The 17,655-nt window shown below is 69.5% G+C and carries 18 protein-coding genes; 9 read left to right on the top strand and 9 right to left on the bottom strand.

What is annotated here, in order from left to right:
• Nucleotides 1-37 precede the first annotated feature (37 nt).
• The gene (sucC, locus tag QE360_RS06140) at nucleotides 38-1,237 is read right to left on the bottom strand and encodes an ADP-forming succinate--CoA ligase subunit beta (protein WP_309700077.1); all 1,200 of its coding nucleotides are present in this window, start codon (nucleotides 1,235-1,237) and stop codon (nucleotides 38-40) included.
• A 195-nt stretch (nucleotides 1,238-1,432) separates the two neighbouring features.
• Between sucC and QE360_RS06145 the strand changes: the two genes are divergently transcribed.
• Both QE360_RS06145 and QE360_RS06150 read left to right on the top strand, forming a co-directional pair.
• Nucleotides 1,433-1,966 carry a sterol desaturase family protein gene (locus QE360_RS06145; protein ID WP_309704085.1) on the top strand — a complete coding sequence of 178 codons (534 nt, stop codon included), beginning with the start codon at nucleotides 1,433-1,435 and terminating at the stop codon, nucleotides 1,964-1,966.
• Nucleotides 1,967-1,992: 26 nt separating this feature from the next.
• Nucleotides 1,993-2,325, top strand: coding sequence for a pilus assembly protein PilZ (locus QE360_RS06150; protein WP_309700079.1), 333 nt, complete (start codon nucleotides 1,993-1,995; stop codon nucleotides 2,323-2,325).
• Nucleotides 2,326-2,518: 193 nt separating this feature from the next.
• Here the strand turns inward: QE360_RS06150 and QE360_RS06155 are convergent, their stop codons facing one another.
• Nucleotides 2,519-3,454: a ribose-phosphate pyrophosphokinase gene (locus QE360_RS06155; RefSeq protein WP_309691267.1), complete on the bottom strand. Its 936-nt coding sequence runs from the start codon at nucleotides 3,452-3,454 to the stop codon at nucleotides 2,519-2,521.
• Nucleotides 3,455-3,551: 97 nt separating this feature from the next.
• Here QE360_RS06155 and gltX point away from each other — a divergent pair, with 97 nt between their 5' ends.
• The 4 genes from gltX (at nucleotide 3,552) to QE360_RS06175 (ending at nucleotide 6,636) form a co-directional block, all read left to right on the top strand.
• On the top strand, nucleotides 3,552-4,877 hold the full coding sequence (gltX, locus tag QE360_RS06160; protein ID WP_309700081.1) for a glutamate--tRNA ligase: 1,326 nt from the start codon (nucleotides 3,552-3,554) through the stop codon (nucleotides 4,875-4,877).
• An 86-nt stretch (nucleotides 4,878-4,963) separates the two neighbouring features.
• The gene (locus QE360_RS06165) at nucleotides 4,964-5,860 is read left to right on the top strand and encodes a tetratricopeptide repeat protein (protein ID WP_307104684.1); all 897 of its coding nucleotides are present in this window, start codon (nucleotides 4,964-4,966) and stop codon (nucleotides 5,858-5,860) included.
• A 6-nt stretch (nucleotides 5,861-5,866) separates the two neighbouring features.
• A complete protein-coding gene (locus QE360_RS06170; protein ID WP_307101727.1) occupies nucleotides 5,867-6,472 on the top strand; it encodes an LON peptidase substrate-binding domain-containing protein in 606 nt (201 codons plus the stop codon).
• Nucleotides 6,469-6,636, top strand: coding sequence for a Trm112 family protein (locus QE360_RS06175; RefSeq protein ID WP_309691260.1), 168 nt, complete (start codon nucleotides 6,469-6,471; stop codon nucleotides 6,634-6,636). Before QE360_RS06170 ends, QE360_RS06175 begins: the two co-directional genes overlap by 4 nt.
• Before the next feature lie 385 nt (nucleotides 6,637-7,021).
• On the opposite strand, the gene QE360_RS06180 is transcribed toward QE360_RS06175, so the two are convergent.
• The 3 genes from QE360_RS06180 to QE360_RS06190 are packed head-to-tail and all read right to left on the bottom strand — an operon-like array spanning nucleotide 7,022 to nucleotide 9,215.
• Nucleotides 7,022-7,585: an MAPEG family protein gene (locus QE360_RS06180; protein WP_309700083.1), complete on the bottom strand. Its 564-nt coding sequence runs from the start codon at nucleotides 7,583-7,585 to the stop codon at nucleotides 7,022-7,024.
• Nucleotides 7,569-7,982 carry a VOC family protein gene (locus QE360_RS06185; protein WP_309700085.1) on the bottom strand — a complete coding sequence of 138 codons (414 nt, stop codon included), beginning with the start codon at nucleotides 7,980-7,982 and terminating at the stop codon, nucleotides 7,569-7,571. The genes QE360_RS06180 and QE360_RS06185 overlap by 17 nt, the downstream gene beginning before the upstream one ends.
• Nucleotides 7,983-8,000: 18 nt before the next feature.
• Complete coding sequence (locus QE360_RS06190; RefSeq protein ID WP_309700087.1) at nucleotides 8,001-9,215, bottom strand: UbiH/UbiF/VisC/COQ6 family ubiquinone biosynthesis hydroxylase; 1,215 nt, start codon at nucleotides 9,213-9,215, stop codon at nucleotides 8,001-8,003.
• Between the two features lie 125 nt (nucleotides 9,216-9,340).
• Here QE360_RS06190 and QE360_RS06195 point away from each other — a divergent pair, with 125 nt between their 5' ends.
• Nucleotides 9,341-11,656, top strand: coding sequence for a DNA translocase FtsK 4TM domain-containing protein (locus QE360_RS06195; RefSeq protein ID WP_309700089.1), 2,316 nt, complete (start codon nucleotides 9,341-9,343; stop codon nucleotides 11,654-11,656).
• A gap of 430 nt (nucleotides 11,657-12,086) precedes the next feature.
• Here QE360_RS06195 and QE360_RS06200 read toward each other — a convergent pair whose 3' ends face one another.
• The 4 genes from QE360_RS06200 to hemC are packed head-to-tail and all read right to left on the bottom strand — an operon-like array spanning nucleotide 12,087 to nucleotide 15,448.
• Complete coding sequence (locus QE360_RS06200; RefSeq protein WP_309700091.1) at nucleotides 12,087-12,839, bottom strand: hypothetical protein; 753 nt, start codon at nucleotides 12,837-12,839, stop codon at nucleotides 12,087-12,089.
• Between the two features lie 56 nt (nucleotides 12,840-12,895).
• Nucleotides 12,896-13,852 (bottom strand): hypothetical protein, encoded by a 957-nt coding sequence (locus QE360_RS06205; RefSeq protein WP_309700093.1) that lies wholly within the window; start codon nucleotides 13,850-13,852, stop codon nucleotides 12,896-12,898.
• Entirely contained in the window at nucleotides 13,849-14,532 is a 684-nt protein-coding gene (locus tag QE360_RS06210) for a uroporphyrinogen-III synthase (RefSeq protein WP_309700095.1), read from the bottom strand. The genes QE360_RS06205 and QE360_RS06210 overlap by 4 nt, the downstream gene beginning before the upstream one ends.
• 4 nt (nucleotides 14,533-14,536) lie before the next feature.
• Nucleotides 14,537-15,448, bottom strand: a complete 912-nt coding sequence (hemC, locus tag QE360_RS06215; RefSeq protein ID WP_309700097.1) for a hydroxymethylbilane synthase — start codon at nucleotides 15,446-15,448, stop codon at nucleotides 14,537-14,539.
• Nucleotides 15,449-15,514: 66 nt separating this feature from the next.
• Here hemC and tsaD point away from each other — a divergent pair, with 66 nt between their 5' ends.
• Together tsaD and QE360_RS06225 are read left to right on the top strand one after the other, a co-directional pair.
• The gene (tsaD, locus tag QE360_RS06220; protein ID WP_309700100.1) at nucleotides 15,515-16,540 is read left to right on the top strand and encodes a tRNA (adenosine(37)-N6)-threonylcarbamoyltransferase complex transferase subunit TsaD; all 1,026 of its coding nucleotides are present in this window, start codon (nucleotides 15,515-15,517) and stop codon (nucleotides 16,538-16,540) included.
• Nucleotides 16,537-17,514, top strand: a complete 978-nt coding sequence (locus tag QE360_RS06225; RefSeq protein ID WP_309700102.1) for an NAD(P)H-dependent glycerol-3-phosphate dehydrogenase — start codon at nucleotides 16,537-16,539, stop codon at nucleotides 17,512-17,514. The genes tsaD and QE360_RS06225 overlap by 4 nt, the downstream gene beginning before the upstream one ends.
• Nucleotides 17,515-17,655 lie beyond the last annotated feature (141 nt).

The raw sequence follows: 17,655 nt of genomic DNA on the forward strand, positions 1-17,655 counted from the left end.
CCCCTTATATCGGTCCGTCAGGGGCCGAAGGTGCGGTTTAGGCGACCTTCTGAACCTCGGCGACGATCTTCTTGGCGGCGTCGCCCAGATCGTTGGCGGGGACGATGGCGAGACCCGAATTGGCGAGGATTTCCTTGCCCTTCTCGACATTCGTACCCTCGAGGCGGACGACCAGCGGAACCTGCAGGTTCACTTCCTTCGCCGCCGCGACGATGCCGTCGGCGATGATGTCGCAGCGCATGATGCCGCCGAAGATGTTGACCAGGATGCCCTTCACGGCGGGATCGCTCAGGATGATCTTGAACGCCGCGGTGACCTTCTCCTTGTTCGCGCCGCCGCCGACGTCGAGGAAGTTGGCCGGGAACATGCCGTTCAGCTTGATGATGTCCATCGTCGCCATGGCGAGGCCGGCGCCGTTGACCATGCAGCCGATGTCACCGTCGAGCTTGATGTACGCCAGGTCGTACTTCGACGCCTCCAGCTCCATCGCGTCCTCTTCGGTGGTGTCGCGCAGTTCCATCAGGTCCTTGTGACGGAACATGGCGTTGCCGTCGAAGCCGACCTTGGCGTCGAGCACCATCAGCTTGCCGTCCTCGGTGACGGCGAGCGGGTTGATCTCGATCTGCTCGGCATCGGTGCCCAGGAACGCGGCGTACAGCTTCGACGCGACGTTCGCGGCCTGCTTGGCGAGGTCGCCGGTCAGTTCCAGCGCGGCGGCGACGGCGCGGCCGTGATGCGGCATGAAGCCGGTCGCGGTGTCGATGTCGATCGAGTGGATCTTCTCGGGCGTGTCATGCGCCACGGTCTCGATGTCCATGCCGCCCTCGGTCGAGGCGACCATCGAGACACGGCCGGTCGCGCGGTTGACGAGCAGCGCGAGGTAGAATTCCTTGGCGATGTCGACGCCGTCGGTCACGTACAGGCGGTTGACCTGCTTGCCCGCTTCGCCGGTCTGGATGGTGACCAGCGTGTTGCCCAGCATGTCGGTGGCGTGCGCACGGACTTCCTCAGGCGTTTTGGCCAGGCGGACACCGCCCTTGGCGTCGGGGCCGAGTTCCTTGAACTTGCCCTTGCCGCGGCCGCCCGCATGGATCTGCGCCTTGACGACGTAGAGCGGTCCTGGGAGCTTGGACGACGCCTCGACGGCCTCCTCGACGGTCATCGCGGCGAAGCCGGCGGGGACGGGCACGCCGAACTTGGCGAGCAATTCCTTGGCCTGATATTCGTGGATGTTCATGCGCTAGCCTTCCGCCTCTCGGGTGGTTCTAGGGAAATTGCTTCGCGCTAAAGCACAGGCCGGGCCACAAATCCACCCCGAAAGCGTTCTATTGCAATTGCATCGCAAGTGCGAAACGCGGTGCGTCATGTCGTTCGATCCGCGCGATGTATGGAAATGCGAGCAAATTCCGTGCGGCTGTTCTATATCGGTCCGATGCACTGGGCTCTCGGCATTCTCCTGTTCCTCGGCACCGTGATCTTCATGGAGGGATTCGCCTATGCGGCGCATCGCTGGATCATGCATGGGCCGGGCTGGTTCCTGCACGAAAGCCATCATCGCCCGCGCACCGGCAACTGGGAGCTGAACGACCTGTACGCGGCGATCTTCGCGGTGCCGTCCTTCGTGATGATCCTGGGCGGCGCGCAGCTGGGCTGGTGGAGCGGCTTCACCTGGATCGGGGCGGGGATCGCGGCCTATGGCGCGATCTATTTCGGGTTCCATGACGTGATCGTGCACAAGCGGCTGCCGACCCGCTATCTGCCCAAGTCCGATTATATGAAGCGGATCATCCAGGCGCACCGGCTGCACCATGTCGTGGAAACCAAGCAGGGCACGGTCAGTTTCGGTTTCCTGGTCGCGCCGCGCCCCGACGCGTTGAAGGCGGAGTTGAAGCGCCGCGCGCATGCCGGGGTGCGGCGACCGGCTGGTGCGGCGGACGTCCGGGATGCCGCGTTGACGGAAAAGTAACCTTGTTTGGCCATAGCGGGAGCGTCATGGAAAAACCGGTCTTCACACCGCCCTTCGAGCCCGTCCAAGGCCAGGAACTTCGCCGCTCGCTTCGGCAGGCGGTGCGGATGCGGGCCCATCTGCGCGACAAGGGGCAGACCCGGTTCGAGATCGACGTGGTCGACCTGTCGCAAGAGGGTTTCCGGGCCGAGACCAGCTTCACCCTGTGGCCGGGCACGATCGTCTGGCTGACTCTGCCGGGGCTCGCCCCGCTGGAGGCGGTGATCGCCTGGCGCGACCGGTTCAACTATGGCTGCGCCTTTTCCAAGCCGCTCCACCCGGCGGTGTTCGATCATATCGTCGCGCTGGGCAATCGCTGACTTTTTCTAGAGCGAGTGCCGTGATCGTCTCGCCTAGACCCGACCCTCCCCCATCCCCTCCCGCCTGCGGGAGGGGCGTGCCTGGTTCGACCGGCTTGCGCGTATTCTAAGCCCCTCCTCCCGGTAGGGGGGAGGGGTTTGGGGTGGGGGCCAGCCGCGCACGAAACGCCTACGACTTGCGCCCGTCAAAGACTCAATCGAACAGGCTCGACACGCTCGTCTCGTCCGCAATACGCTTGATCGCCTCGCCCAGCAGCGGGGCGATGGGCAGGTGCCGGATCTTGGCGGTGGTGCCGATCGAGTCGTGGTTGCCGATCGAGTCGGTGATGACCAGCTCGCGCAGTTCCGAACCATCGACCCGCGCCACCGCGCCGCCTGACAGCACGCCATGGGTGACATAGGCGACGACGTCCTGCGCCCCCGCCTGGCGCAAAGCGGCCGCCGCGTTGCACAGCGTGCCCGCCGAGTCGACGATATCGTCGATCAGGATGCAGAAGCGCCCTTCGACGTCGCCGATGATGTTCATCACCTCCGACTCGCCTGCGCGCTCGCGACGCTTGTCGACGATGGCGAGCGGCGCGTTGTTCAGCCGCTTGGCGAGCTGGCGCGCGCGGACCACGCCGCCGACGTCGGGCGACACGACCATCAGATTGTCGTTCTTGAACCGCGCCAGAATGTCCGCCGACATGACCGGCGCGGCATAGAGATTGTCGGTCGGGATATCGAAGAATCCCTGGATCTGCCCCGCGTGCAGGTCGACCGACAGGACGCGGTCGGCGCCCGCCACGGTGATCAGGTTCGCCACCAGCTTGGCCGAGATCGGCGTGCGGGGCCCGGGCTTCCGGTCCTGGCGGGCATAGCCGAAATAGGGGATCACCGCCGTGATGCGGCTGGCCGACGCGCGCTTCAGCGCGTCGATCATGATGAGGAGTTCCATGAGGTTGTCGTTGACCGGATAGCCGGTCGACTGGATCACGAACACGTCCTCGCCGCGCACATTCTCCTGGATCTCGACGAAGATTTCCTCATCGGCGAAGCGGCGCACCAGCGCTTCCGTCAGCGGCACCTCCAGATAGGAGGAGATCGCCTTCGCCAGCGGCAGGTTCGAATTGCCGGTCATCAATTTCATGGTGTCACCCGTCCCCGCAGACAGCCCGTTACTCGCGGCCCCTTTAATCGCGCTGTCACAATAGCGCAAAGGCGATTCCCGGATTATGGCGCGAGGCATGACCGTGACCCGTTTCGCTCCCTCGCCCACCGGGCGGCTGCATGTCGGCAATATCCGCACCGCGCTGCACAACTGGATGTACGCGCAAAAGGCCGGCGGGCGCTTCCTGCTGCGCATCGACGACACCGATGCCGAGCGGAGCGAGGAACGCTATGTCGATGCGATCCGGGCGGATTTGCAGTGGCTGGGGCTGAACCCCGATGCGGAGGTCCGCCAGTCGCAGCGTTTCGCGCTGTACGAGGCGCGCTTCGCCGAGCTGGTCGCGAGCGGCCATGTCTATCCGGCCTATGAAAGCGCGCAGGAACTCGACCTGAAGCGCAAGATTCAGCTCGGACGCGGCCTGCCCCCGGTCTATGACCGCGCCGCGCTGGCCCTGACCGACGCGGATCGGGCGAAGCTGGAAGGCGAGGGCGTTCGCCCGCACTGGCGGTTCAAGCTCGATCACGGCGCGGCGATCGAATGGGACGATGCGGTGCGCGGGGCCCAGCGCTTCGACCCCGCGACGATGAGCGATCCGGTGATCCGCCGCGCCGACGGCACATGGCTCTACATGCTCCCCTCGGTGATCGACGATATCGACATGGGCGTGACCCAGGTGGTCCGCGGCGAGGACCATGTCTCCAACACCGCGCTCCAGATCCAGATGTTCCAGGCGCTGGGGGCCGAACTGCCGCGCTTCGCCCATGCCGCGCTGCTGACCGGCAACGAGGGCAAGCTGTCCAAGCGACTCGGCTCGCTGGGCGTCGATCACTTTCGCGAAATCGGTATCGAGCCGCAGGCGGTACGCGCGCTCCTCGCACGGATCGGGACCAGCGATCCGGTCGAGCCGGTCGCCGACATGGCCCCGCTGATCGCCGGGTTCGATTTCACGCGCTTCGGCCGCGCGCCCGCGCGGTTCGACGAGGGCGAACTGGCGCAGCTGAATGCGCGTATCCTGCACCAGACGCCTTACGAAGCGGTCGCCGATCGGCTGCCCACCGGCATGGGCGAGGCGGAATGGGAGGCGGTGCGCCCGAACCTCGCCACCGTCGCCGAGGCGGCGGACTGGTGGCAGGTGATCGAGGGGCCGGTCGATGCGCCGGAGCCCGCTGGGGACGACCGCGCCTATCTGGCGCAGGCGGCGGAGGTCGCCGCGCGGATCGACTGGGCGAACGACCCCTGGCACGCGCTGACCGCCGCGCTGAAGGACGCCACGGGGCGCAAGGGCAAGACGCTGTTCCTGCCGCTGCGCCTCGCGCTGACCGGCCGCGCGCAGGGGCCGGACATGGCCGCGCTCCTGCCGCTGATCGGGCGCGACCGGACGATCGCACGGCTGAACGGCTGATTGCGGCTTCGGCCTTTCATTACCGACCGCCCTCGCCCACATAGGGTGGGCAACACGTAAAGGAGCGTCTTTTGGCCACGTTGGGAATGTCGCCTGCCGAGAAGGAGGCCGTCACCGCCTTCCGCCGCGATGTCGTAGAGCCGTCGATGACCAAACTGGTCATCCTCGATTTCTGGGCGGAATGGTGCGGGCCGTGCAAGGCGCTGGGCCCGACGCTGGAAAAGGTCGCCGCCGACTATGCCGACAAGGGCGTGGTGCTGGCCAAGATCGACACCGACAAGAACCAGTTCATCGCCAACCAATTCCAGATCCGCTCGATCCCGACCGTCTATGCGATGTTCCAGGGGCAGCTGGTCGCCGACCTGACCAGCGCGCGCACCGAGAGCGCGCTGCGCGCGACGCTGGACCAGCTGCTCAAGCAGTTGCCGATCCAGTCGGAGGCGGCGGACGCGGCGGCCGAGCTGGAACCGCTGATCGCGATGGGCGAGGAAGTGCTGGAGGCCGGTGACGCCGAGCGCGCGGTGTCGATCTTCCAGCAGCTGCTCGACATGGCGCCCGACCATCCCGCCGTGCTGTCGGGGCATATCCGCGCGCTGCTCGGCGCGGGTCGGGTCGAGGAGGCCGAGGCCGCGACCGAGGCGCTGCCGCAGGAACTCGCCAAAGACCCCGCCATCCACCGCGCGATGGCCGCCGTCGCGCTGGCGCGTTCGGCCCCGCCGGCGGCGGATTATGCCGGTCTGGCGGCCGAGGTCGCGGCCGATCCGGACGATCACGAGAAGCGGTTCGCGCTGGCGAACGCGCAGATGGCGGCGGGCGACCGTGACGGCGCGGCGGACAATCTGCTCCACATCGTCGCCGCCGACCGCAGCTGGAACGAGGATGCCGCGCGCCAGCAGCTGCTCAAGCTGTTCGAGGTGGTCGGCATGACCGACCCTTGGGTGTCGCAGCAGCGGCGGCGGCTGTCCGCCATCCTGTTCGGATAACGCCCCATGGCGCGGCTCTCGATCTTTCCGCTGGCGGGTGCGATCCTCTTTCCGGGGATGCCGCTGCCGCTGCACATCTTCGAGCCGCGCTACCGGGCGCTCGTCTCCGACGCGATGGCGCGCGACCGGCGGATCGGCATGGTCCAGCCCTCGGGCGACGGCGACACGCCCAGCCTCTACCAGATGGGCTGTGTCGGCCGCATCGCCGAGGTCGAGGCGATGGAGGATGGCCGCTACAACCTCGTGCTGGAGGGGGTGTCGCTGTTCCGCATCGTCCGCGAGCTGACGGTGACGACGCCCTTCCGCCAAGTCGAGGCGGAGCTGCTGCCGGTGGTGGACGAGGACCTGTTGTCGCTCGGCCGCCGCGCCTCGCTGGAGCAGGAATCGCGCCGCTTCGCCGAGCTTCAGGGCTATGCCGTCGATTGGGATGCGGTCGGGCGGCTGGATGACGAAAGCCTGGTCAACGGCATCGCGCAGATCGCCCCCTTCGACATCGCCGCCAAGCAGGCGCTGCTCGAGGCGCCCGATCTGGAGCAGCGCGCCGAGCTGATCATCCAGCTGATGCAATTTTTCGGTCGCCATGACGGCGAGGATCGGGTGACGCTGCAATGAGCCTGGACCCCTGGCTGCTCGAACGGCTGGTCTGCCCGGTGACGCGGACACCGCTGCGCTATGACGAGGCCGCGCGCGAATTGGTGTCGGAGGCGGCGGGGCTGGCCTATCCGATCCGCGACGGCGTGCCGGTGATGCTGGTCGAGGAAGCGCGGGAACTCTGATTCCGTGTCCGTCCAGGGGGCGATCGACATTCAACGATGCCTTTCCTTCCCTCGCCCCTCGCAGAGGGGAGAGGGTTGCGCAGACTTGGCCTTTGCGAGAGCAAAGGCTTAGTCGGAGCTGGGTGAGGGGTGGGCGCTCGCTCTGCGAGCGCGCGAGCCTTTCGGCTCGCTGTACCCCTCACCCAAGCTGCGCTAGCCAGCAGGCTGGCAAGCTTCGCTAACCCTCTCCCCTGTCCAGGGGAGAGGGGAAGAAGCAATCCTGAATGTCGATCTACCCCAACTCCCCGTTCGCGCTGAGCGAAGTCGAAGTGCACGGGAAGACGCTTGCGGATAAGGCGGGGTGTGGCCTTCGACTTCGCTCAGGCTGAACGGAGGGTGGGGCTGGTCAGATGAGTCTGCCCACCAACGCCACCAGCACGATGACCAGCGCCGCCACGCTGGAATAAAAGGTGAGCGCAAATCCAAACGCCCGTGCCGCCGCACCCCGCGCGTAATTCGCCCAGAACAGCGTTCGCCCGACCGAGAACAACGCCGCCAGCATCGGCACCATCGCCCCCGATCCCTCCACCACCCAGGCGAGCGCCAGATAGGCCGGGATCGCCAGCACCACCTGTTCGAGGGTGTTGCGCAGCACGGCATTGGCAATCGCGACTCGCGGCGAATCCACGCTGCCCCCCGCTGCCGCATCAATGTCGGCGGGCGATTCGAAGCGGAGCGCCGCGACATGGCCGATCGCCGCCGCCAGCCACAGGGCCGCGACCGTCGAAGCCGCCACCGCGCGCAGCACCCGGTCGGTCGCGGACAGGGAATGGCCCAGGCTCCAGCTGACGAGCAAGGTCAGCAGCACGACCGCCAGCGCGGCGGCCATGCCACGGGCTACGCCGGTCTGGCGGCGGTCGCGGATCGGATGGCGGACGGGTCGGGTGGGATAATCAGGCCCAGGGATCATAGCTGCCGAAACTCCAGACATGGCCTTCCGGGTCCCGCACGGCATAGCCGCGGCCGCCATAGGGCTTGTCCTCGGGCTGGGCGATAATCGTCGCACCCGCGGCGCGTGCCTGGTCGGCATGGGCATCGACATCGGCGACGACCAGATACAGGCCCATCGTCACCCCGCCCGCCTGGGTCGGTGTCTTCGATCCCGCCGCGACGGCATGAGGCGTGAACAGCGCGCTCGACACCATCACCATCCGCTCCTGCCACACCAGTTGGGCATGATGGATGATGGTCGGATCGTCGGGATCGGCAAAGACCGCCTGCCGCACGAAGCCGAAGGCGGTGCAAAGAAATTCGATGGCGCGCGGGGCATCCTCGTACCGGAGGCAGGGGATGATCTCGTGCCGCATCGAATCGCTCCCGATCGGTTACACCATCACGCCTTGCAGCAATCGGGGCAGCTGCCCGGTCTCGCCACGCGCCTCGGCCATGAAGCGGTTCTTGAGCGGCGGGATATGGTTGATCGCGGTGATGCCCAGCCGCCGGACCGCGCTGGCGGTCTTGCCGGGGACACCGAAGATGCGGTTGAAGCTGTCGGTCGCCACCGAGACCATCAGCGTGTCGAGCCCGCGCCACTGTTGGTAACGCTGGAGCAGCGCCGCATCCCCCAGGTCCATGCCGGTCCGCTTGCCCTCGACCAGCACCTCGACCAGCGCGGCGACGTCGCGATAGCCCAGATTCACGCCCTGCCCCGCAATCGGGTGGATGCCGTGCGCCGAGTCGCCGACCAGCACCAGCCGCTCGCCCGTCATCGTCGCGGCGCGGTGGAAGCCCAGCGGATAGGCCGAACGCGGGGACGCATGGCTGAGCTTACCAAGGAACCCGCCCATGCTCTTCTCCGCCTCGGCCAGGAAGGCGCGGTCGGACAGTTTCAGCATCGCGTCGCCGTCGCGCCCCGGCACCGACCAGACGATCGCCGAGCGATGCCCGATCTCGTCATCGGGCAGGGGCAGCAGCGCGAACGGGCCGCTGGGATAGAAGATCTCGAATGCGATATTCTCGTGCGCCACCTCATGGTGGAAGGCGCTGATGATCGCCTTGTGGTCATAGGACCAGCGCGCGACCTTGATCCCCGCCGCCTCGCGCGTCGGCGACTGGCGACCCTCGGCGGCAACCAGCAGCGGTGCGCGGACGGTGGTGCCGTCGCTGAGAATCGCGGTGACGCCCGCCGGGCCACGCTCGACCGACATCGCGCGGGTCTGCATCCGCAGGTCGACCCGTTCGGCTTCGTTGGCGGCCTCGTGGATCGCGCGGCGCAGCAGCTTGTTCTCGAACATCGTGCCCAGCGCGCCGTCATCGGCATCGGGGATGAAGTCGAGCGCACCCGGCTCCAGCCCGTCGCTGACCCGGATGTGCCGGATCTCGCAACCCTTGCCCGCCAGCTTCGCGCCGATCCCGATCGCATCGAGCATCCGCCAGCTGGCCGAGGCGACCGCCGAGGCGCGCCCGTCGAAACCGGGGGCCAGCACGACCGCCGGATCGGCCGGATCGACGATGATCGAAGACAGGCCATGCGCGGCCAGACCGACACCCAGAGTCGCGCCGACCAGGCCGCCGCCGAGGATGATGACGTCGCTATCCATGCGCATGCTCCTAGACCTTCATGCGGCGGCAAACAATGTGCAGACCGTCCCGCGCCTTGACGTAGGAACCGTCAGGGGCGATGAATTTTCCCGCATTTTCGGACATTCCTGAAGGATCACATCCCATGGCCAGCCGCGCGCAGCCGGTTTTATGGCGCGAGACGGTGAAGGCGGGCGCGGTGCGCAGCGGCGCGCTGGTCGCCGCGATCGCGCTGTTCGCCGTCACGCTGATGCTGGTGCTGGCGCTGGCCAGCTACCGCGCCAGCGATCCCGCGCTCAACACCGCGTCGGGCGCGGCCCCCGCCAACTGGATGGGGCTGCCCGGCGCGTGGATCGCCGATATCGCGCTGACCCTGTTCGGGCCCGCCGTCGCGCTGATCCTGCCGGTCGGGCCGATCGTCGCGACCCGGCTGTGGCGCGACCGCCCGGCGGGGCGCTGGGTGCGGATGCTGCGCCAGGCGGTGATCGGCACCGCGATGATGGCGTGCGCGCTATCCTTCGTCTCCGACTCGGCGGTGCTGGCGCTGCCCGCCGGATGGGGCGGGGTGATCGGCCTGTCGGTGGCGAACCTGGTGCGCTGGGCGCTGGCGTTCAGCGGACAGGCGGCGGTCGTCACCTGGGGATCGGCGGCGATCGGGCTGGCGCTGGGCGTCGGCGGCGCGCTGATCTGGGGACGCAGCCTGGAACTCGACATCGCCGAGCGCGGGCTGGCGCGCCTGCGCCGCCGTCGCGCCTTGAGCGAGGATGGCGAGGGCGTGGCCTGGGACGATGAGGATGCGGCGCTCTATGACGACGAGGAGGAGGACGAGGAGCCGCTGACCCTGGCGCGCAAGGCGGTGCCGGTGCGCGAGGATCGCCCCGCCCCCGTCATCGCCGACCGGCAGGTCGCGCCTGCGCCCGCGCGGCCCAAGGCGGCGGCGGATCGCGATGCGCCCTATCAGCTGCCCGGCCTCGACCTGCTGACCCCCGCGCCGCCCTCTGCGGCGGGGACGATCGACAAGGCGGCGCTGGAGCGCAATGCGCGGCTGTTGGAAAACGTCCTCGACGATTTCCGCGTCCAGGGCTCGATCGTCGAAGTGCGCCCCGGCCCGGTCGTCACCATGTACGAACTGGAGCCCGCGCCCGGCATCAAGGCCAATCGCGTCATCGCGCTGGCCGACGACATCGCGCGCAACATGTCGGCGATCTCGGCGCGCGTCGCGGTGATTCCGGGGCGCAACGTCATCGGCATCGAACTGCCCAATGCCAAGCGCGAGATGGTGTCGCTGCACGAACTGGTCGCGTCGCAGAGCTTCGCCGACCAGGCCGCGCAGCTTCCCATCATCCTGGGCAAGAATATCGCGGGCGATTCGGTCGTCGCCGACCTTGCCCCCATGCCGCACCTGCTGGTCGCGGGTACGACGGGTTCGGGCAAGTCGGTCGGCCTCAACGGCATGATCCTGTCGCTGCTCTATCGCCTGACGCCCGAGCAGTGCCGGATGATCATGATCGATCCCAAGATGCTCGAACTGTCGATGTATGACGACATTCCGCATCTGCTGTCGCCGGTCGTGACCGATCCGGCCAAGGCGGTCCGCGCGCTGAAATGGGCGGTCGAGACGATGGAGGACCGCTATCGCCAAATGTCCTCGGTCGGCGTGCGGAGCCTCGCCAGCTTCAACGACAAGGTGCGCGCGGCCAAGGCCAAGGGCCAGCCGCTCGGCCGCAAGGTGCAGACCGGCTATCATCCCGAGACCGGCCAGCCGGTCTATGAGGAGGAAAAGCTCGAATACGAACCGCTGCCGCAGATCGTGGTGATCGTCGACGAGCTGGCCGACCTAATGATGACGGCGGGCAAGGAAGTCGAATTCCTGATCCAGCGGCTGGCGCAAAAGGCGCGCGCGGCGGGCATCCACCTGATCATGGCGACGCAGCGGCCGTCGGTGGACGTCATCACCGGCGTCATCAAGGCGAACCTGCCGACCCGGATCAGCTTCCACGTCACCTCCAAGATCGACTCGCGCACCATCCTGGGCGAGCAGGGCGCCGAGCAGCTGCTGGGGCGCGGCGACATGCTCTACATGCCGGGCGGCAAAGGCATCGTGCGCGTCCACGGCCCCTTCGTCTCGGACGACGAGGTGCACCGCGTCGCGGACCATTGGCGCGCGCAGGGCCAGCCCGACTATATCTCCTCGGTCACCGAGGAACCGGCGGAGAGCTTCGCGCTAGACGGCGCACCCACGGGCGAGGATTCGGCCGAGGACCAGCAATATCGCGCCGCGATCCAGCTGGTGTGCGAAAGCCAGAAGGCCTCGACCTCCTGGCTCCAGCGGCAGTTGCGCATCGGCTACAACTCGGCGGCGCGGCTGATCGAGCGGATGGAGACCGACGGCATCGTCGGCCGGCCGGACCATGTCGGTCGCCGCGAAGTGCTGCGCGATACCGAGGGGCATCCGATCTAGGGGCGGATCGCCGTTCAGAATTGCTTCTTCCCCTCTCCCCTGGACAGGGGAGAGGGTTAGCGGAGCTTGCCAGCGTGCTGGCTAGCGCAGCTTGGGTGAGGGGTCGAGCGAGCCTAAAGGCTCGCGCGCTCGCCAAGCGAGCGCCCACCCCTCACCCAGCTCCGACTAAGCCTTTGCTTTTGCAAAGGCCAAGTCTGCGCAACCCTCTCCCCTCTGCGAGGGGCGAGGGAAGGGCAGGCATCGCTGAATGTCGACCGGCCCTCGGGGGGCAATGACGTTGCGCTGAATTCACGCGACCCCTCTCTTTGAGGGGCGGGGCGGGCAATTACCCCCAGCCTCCATTCGCACGGAGCAAAGTCGAAGGGCACGCCCGCCGCTCGCCTTGACGGATTCCCCGGGCCTTCGACGATGCTCTGGCCGAACCCAAGGATTACGGCGCGACCGGCTTCAACGTCGCCGAATCGATATGCCAGCGCAGCTGGTCCGCGCTCGCGCCCGGCACGTCGTTGACCCGTCGCACCACATATTGCCCCGCGAAACGCTGTTGCCGCCCATCGGTCAGCTGCGCATCGACGGTGACGGGAATGGTCGCATAGACCGATCCCGCCGCCCCTTCGCTGGGCGGTACCTGCCCGATCGTCACGCTGGTCGCGCGGGTCCGGGCGAAGCCCTTCTGGAAATCGGCGAAGCGCTGGCCCGGACGGCCATCGGGGCCCCATTGGGTCCAGGCGGTGGCATAGTCGTGCGCATTGATCGCCGCATAGTAACGCCGCACGACCGCCGCCGCCGCCGCGTCGCTCTTGGGGGCGACCGAACAGCCCGGCGTGGTCACGGCATCGTCGCCGAGCAGCGCGCAGCTGCGGGCGATCTCGTCCTCGATCATCGCGCAGCTGTTTGCCACGTTGCACGGCGGATGGGTGGCAGGGCTGACCGAAGTGCAGATCTTCACCAGCCGGTCGGCGGCGGCGCGACCCCGCTCGGCCGAGCAGGCCAGGATCCGGTCGGGCTCGGCGGCGGTCTTGATCGGGGCGGGCAGGGTGCGGAGCGTGCCCGCCGGGCTGGCGGTCGGCGCGGGGGCCTGGGTCGCGGCGCTGTTGCGCAGGCTCCCCGCCTCACCGCCATCGCCGCACCCCGCCAGCGGCAGGGCGATGCCAAGGGCGATCCAATAGGGGGAGCGGATCATCGCATATCTCCGGAGCGTGGACCCGGACCAACGCGTCGGCCGCGATCGGGCTCCGTTCAGATCGACGGCGTGTTCGGCGCGGAGGTGGTTGGCGGGGGCGTGGTGTCCTCGGCGGCGGGCGGGGGATTGCCCGTCGCGGCCGCCGGGCCGGGCACCGTCACCGGGCTGGTGATGATCGGCGACGGCGTGGCGATCGAGGCGACCAGCGCGGCATTCTCGATCAGGTCGAGCGCATGGCGGGCCAGCACATAGCGCCGCGCGGCGCGCTGCCAGGTCTGGGCGGTGGCGGCGCCGGGCAGCCGGGTCACCTCGGCCCGCGCGGCCTCGACCTGTCCGCCGTCGAGTAGCCGCTGCGCGCGCGCCAGCCGCTCGGTGGGATTGGTCGAGGGCGCCGTCGCCTCGCGAATCACGATCAGCCGACCCAGCTCCTGCCGCAGCCCTTCCCACCAGCCATTGCTGGTGTTGACGATCAGGTCGGGGCCCAGCGTGTCCAGCCCCTGGCGCAGCGTCTCCAGCGTCACCGGCTGGTGCGAGGCCATGATGAGCGCGGACACGGCGCGCGGCTCGCTGCCCCCGAAGCGGATGCGAAGCTGTTCCTCCAGATAGCCCAGCGGCTGCCCCCGATCGATCGCGCGCCGTGCGGCGGCGGCGACCAGGATCGATTCGGCGCGGGCGGCCTGGGTGCCCGCCGCCGTCGAGTCGGTCGCGATCGCGGCGGCGCGCGCCTCCAGCGTGGCGAGTTGCGCGGCCAGCGCGGCCTCGCGGGTGGCGAGCGCGACCGGATCGGCGGCGGCATGCGTCGCATCGGTGGCGGCGGTATCGGTCGCGGTGCCGGACTTGGCGGCGGTGGCGTGCGGTGCGGCGGCGGTGGTGCCGCCGAACCAGCTCAGGTGGCGCATCGCATAGGCCATCAGCAGCAACCCGGCGGCAAAGGCGAGCAGGACCAGCGCGATGGTCGCGCCCGTACGGGGCCCGCGCGACGGCGGTCGGTCGGAAGGCGCGAATTCGTTCATGCCCCGCTTATCCCCGTGGCGGCGGTCCGGGTCAACGCCCGCGCGGCGGCGACCATCGCGGCGTCGCGCGGGGCGGCGGCGATCCGGCTGGCCGCCCAGCCCTCGCCCGCCGCCGCCGCCGTCTTCGCGCTGATCGCGACGATCGCCACCGCCCCGCGCGAAAGCCCCGCGTCGTCGACCAGCATGGCCAGCCGCGCCGCCGCGCGCGCCGAATGGAGCAGCACGACCGTCCCCGCCAGCGCGCGGACCGCGTCCCGGTCGACCGCCACCGGCTCGGCGGCATAGACGGTGCGGACCATCGCCCCCGTCTCCACCCGGTCGCGCCCCGCCAGATGGAGCAGCCGGGCCAGCCCCGCCGCGCGCGCCTGTGCGACCACGGCGGCGGCATCGCGCTCGCCGGTCAGCGCCACCGTCAGGCCCGCCGCGCGTGCCGCCTCGGCGGTGGCGGGCCCGACCGCGACGACGGGCTTGTCCCTCAACGCGGCGAGACCCGGCCCGGCCAGCCGCACCGCCTGCGCGCTGGTGAAGAGCAGCGCGCCCACATCGTCCGGCGCGGGCGGCGTCCAGGCGACCGCCTGCGCCGCGAAGAAGGGGAGCGCGCGCGCCGCCAGCCCCTGGGCGCGCAGTTCGGCGATCGTCGCGGCATTGCCGGGCTCCGGCCGGACCACGACGACCGTCATCGCCTCAGTCGCCCGCGAACAAGCGGCGCACCTCGGGCGGCGCGCGGTCGAGCAGATCGGTGGCCAGCCGCGCGCCCAGCGCCTCGTCCAGCCCGCCCTCGACCCAGCCGCTCACCCGCGCCGAGCCGTCTTCGGCCAGCAGTTCGGCGCGCAGGGTCAGCATCTCCCCCGACAGCGAGGCGAGCGCCGCGACCGGGCTGTGGCAATCGGCCTGAAGCGCGGCGAGCAGCGCGCGTTCGGCCATGACGCAGGCATGGGTTTCGGCATGGTCGATCGACCCGATCAACATGGTGGCGGCGGCATCGTCGGCGCGCGTCTCGATCCCGACCGCGCCTTGCGAGGGGGCGGGGAGCATCTGGTCGGTCGGCACGGCGTGGCCGACATCGCGCCCCAGCCGGTCGAGCCCGGCGGCGGCGAGCAGGGTGGCGTCCATCTCGCCGCTGGCCACCTTGGCAAGCCGCGTATCGACATTGCCGCGCAGCAGGGTGATGGTCAGGTCGGGCCGGTGCGACAACAGCTGGGCGCGGCGGCGCGGGCTGCTGGTGCCGATGACCGCGCCGGGGCGCAGGCCCGCAATCGTCTCCGCGCCGATCAACCGGTCGCGGACATCCGCGCGCGGCAGCATCGCGGCGATGTGCAGCCAGTCGGGGCGGACCGTCTCGACATCCTTCATCGAATGGACCGAGGCGTCGATCTCGCCATCGAACAGCGCGCGGTCCAGTTCCTTGGTCCACAGCGCCTTGCCGCCGATCTCGGCCAGCGCGCGGTCCTGCACCCTATCGCCGGTGGTCTTGATCGGCACGATCTCGACCGCGTCCTCGTCCCACCCTTGCGCCTCCGCCAGCGCGGCGCGCACCATCTGCGCCTGGGTGAGGGCCAGCGGCGAACCGCGCGTACCGAGCCGAAAACGAACCATGGTCCGGCCTTTGCCGCAATACGCCCCCCTTCGACAATAAGGATGCGAGGGGGTATGGGGTGGGCCATGCTGATCCTGGGACTGGAATCCTCGTGCGACGAGACGGCCGCCGCACTCGTCACCGATGACGGGCGCGTGCTGGCGCATCGTCTGCTGGGGCAGGAGGCGGCGCATGCCCCGTTCGGCGGCGTCGTCCCCGAAATCGCCGCGCGCGCGCATGTCGAGGCGATGGAGCCGCTGGTCGCCGCCGCCTTTGCCGATGCGGGCGTGACCCTGGCCGATGTCGACGCGATCGCCGCGACCGCCGGACCCGGGCTGATCGGCGGGGTGATGGTCGGCCTCGTCACCGGCAAGGCGCTGGCCCATGCGGCGGGCAAGCCGCTGATCGCGGTCAACCATCTGGAGGGCCACGCCCTGTCGCCGCGCCTGTCGGACCGCGAGCTGGCCTATCCCTATCTGTTGCTGCTGGTGTCGGGCGGGCATTGCCAGCTGCTGCTGGTCGGGGGCGTCGGGCGCTATCGCCGGATGGCGACGACGATCGACGACGCGGCGGGCGAGGCGTTCGACAAGACCGCCAAGCTGCTCGGCCTGGGCTATCCCGGCGGTCCGCGTGTCGAGGCGGCGGCGCGCGAGGGCGATCCTTATGCGGTGCCGCTGCCCCGTCCGCTGAAGGGCGCGGCCGAGCCGCATTTCTCCTTTGCGGGCCTCAAGAGCGCGGTCGCGCGTGCGGTCGGGCATCACCGGCCGGAGGATATCGCCGCATCCTTCCAGCAGGCGGTGGTCGATTGCCTGCTCGACCGCACCCGCCGCGCGCTGGCCGAGGTGCCCCCCGTCACCGCGCTGGTCGTGGCGGGCGGGGTCGCGGCGAACGGGGTGATCCGGGGCGCGCTCGAGTCGCTCGCCGCCGAGCATGGCCTGCGCTTCGTCGCGCCGCCGCTCTGGCTGTGCACCGACAATGCCGCGATGATCGCCTGGGCGGGAGTCGAGCGGTTCCGCGAAGGGCTGACCGATCCGCTCGACACGCCGGCGCGGGCGCGCTGGCCGCTCGATCCGGCGGCCGAGGCGGTGCGCGGCGCGGGGGTGAAGGCATGAGGATCGGGGTGATCGGGGCGGGGGCCTGGGGCACCGCGCTGGCGCAGGTCGCCGCCTATGGCGACCGGCCGGTGCGGATCTGGGCGCGTGATCCGGCGGTGGCCGAGGCGATCAACACCACCCATGCCAACCCGCTCTATCTGCCGAACATCGCCTTGGCGCCGAGCATTGAGGCGGTCAGCGATCCGGCGGCCATGGCCGATATGGATGCGCTGCTCGTCGTCACGCCCGCCCAGGCGGTGGGCGCGGTGCTGGCGACGATGCCGGTCGGCGCGACGCCGCTGGTCCTGTGCTCCAAGGGGATCGAGGCGGGGACGCGGCGGCTGGTCGGCGAGGTCGCCCGCGCGCTCCATCCCGACGCGCCCATCGCGGTGCTGTCGGGGCCGACCTTCGCGCATGAGGTGGCGGCGGGGCTGCCGACCGCGGTGACGCTGGCCTGCGAAGAGCCCGCGCTGCGCGAACGCCTATCCGCGCGCATCGCCGCGCCGCATTTTCGACCCTATGCCACCGACGACGTGACGGGGGCGGAGATCGGCGGCGCGATCAAGAACGTCCTCGCCATCGGCTGCGGCGTGGTGGAGGGGGCGGGGCTGGGCCAGAATGCGCGTGCCGCGCTGATCGCGCGCGGCTTTGCCGAGATGACGCGGTTCGGGCTGGCGCGCGGCGGCCGTGCCGAGACGCTGGCCGGGCTGTCGGGCCTGGGCGATCTGGTGCTGACCTGTTCGTCGACCGCGTCGCGCAATTTCTCGCTGGGGGTCGGGCTGGGACAGGGCCGCTCGGCGGCGGAGCTGCTGGCCGACCGGCGGACCGTGGCGGAAGGCGCCTTCACCGCCCCCGTGCTGCGCCAGGCGGCGATGGAGGCGGGAGTCGACATGCCGGTCTGCGCGGCGGTGTGCCGGTTGCTGGAGGGGGCGGCGGTGAAGGACATCATCGGCATGCTGCTGGCCCGGCCGCTCAAGGCCGAGGGGCACTGATCCCAAGCTCCGTTCAGCCTGAGCGAAGTCGAAGGCCAAGGGAATCCGCTGCCAGCAAACCCTTTGTCTGGCATGATGGCGTGGCCTTCGACTGCGCTCAGGCCGAACGGAGTGCGGGAGGAGCGGATAGGGGAGGCAAAA

Origin of the sequence: Sphingomonas sp. SORGH_AS_0789, assembly GCF_031453055.1 — a bacterium.
Lineage (GTDB): Bacteria > Pseudomonadota > Alphaproteobacteria > Sphingomonadales > Sphingomonadaceae > Sphingomonas.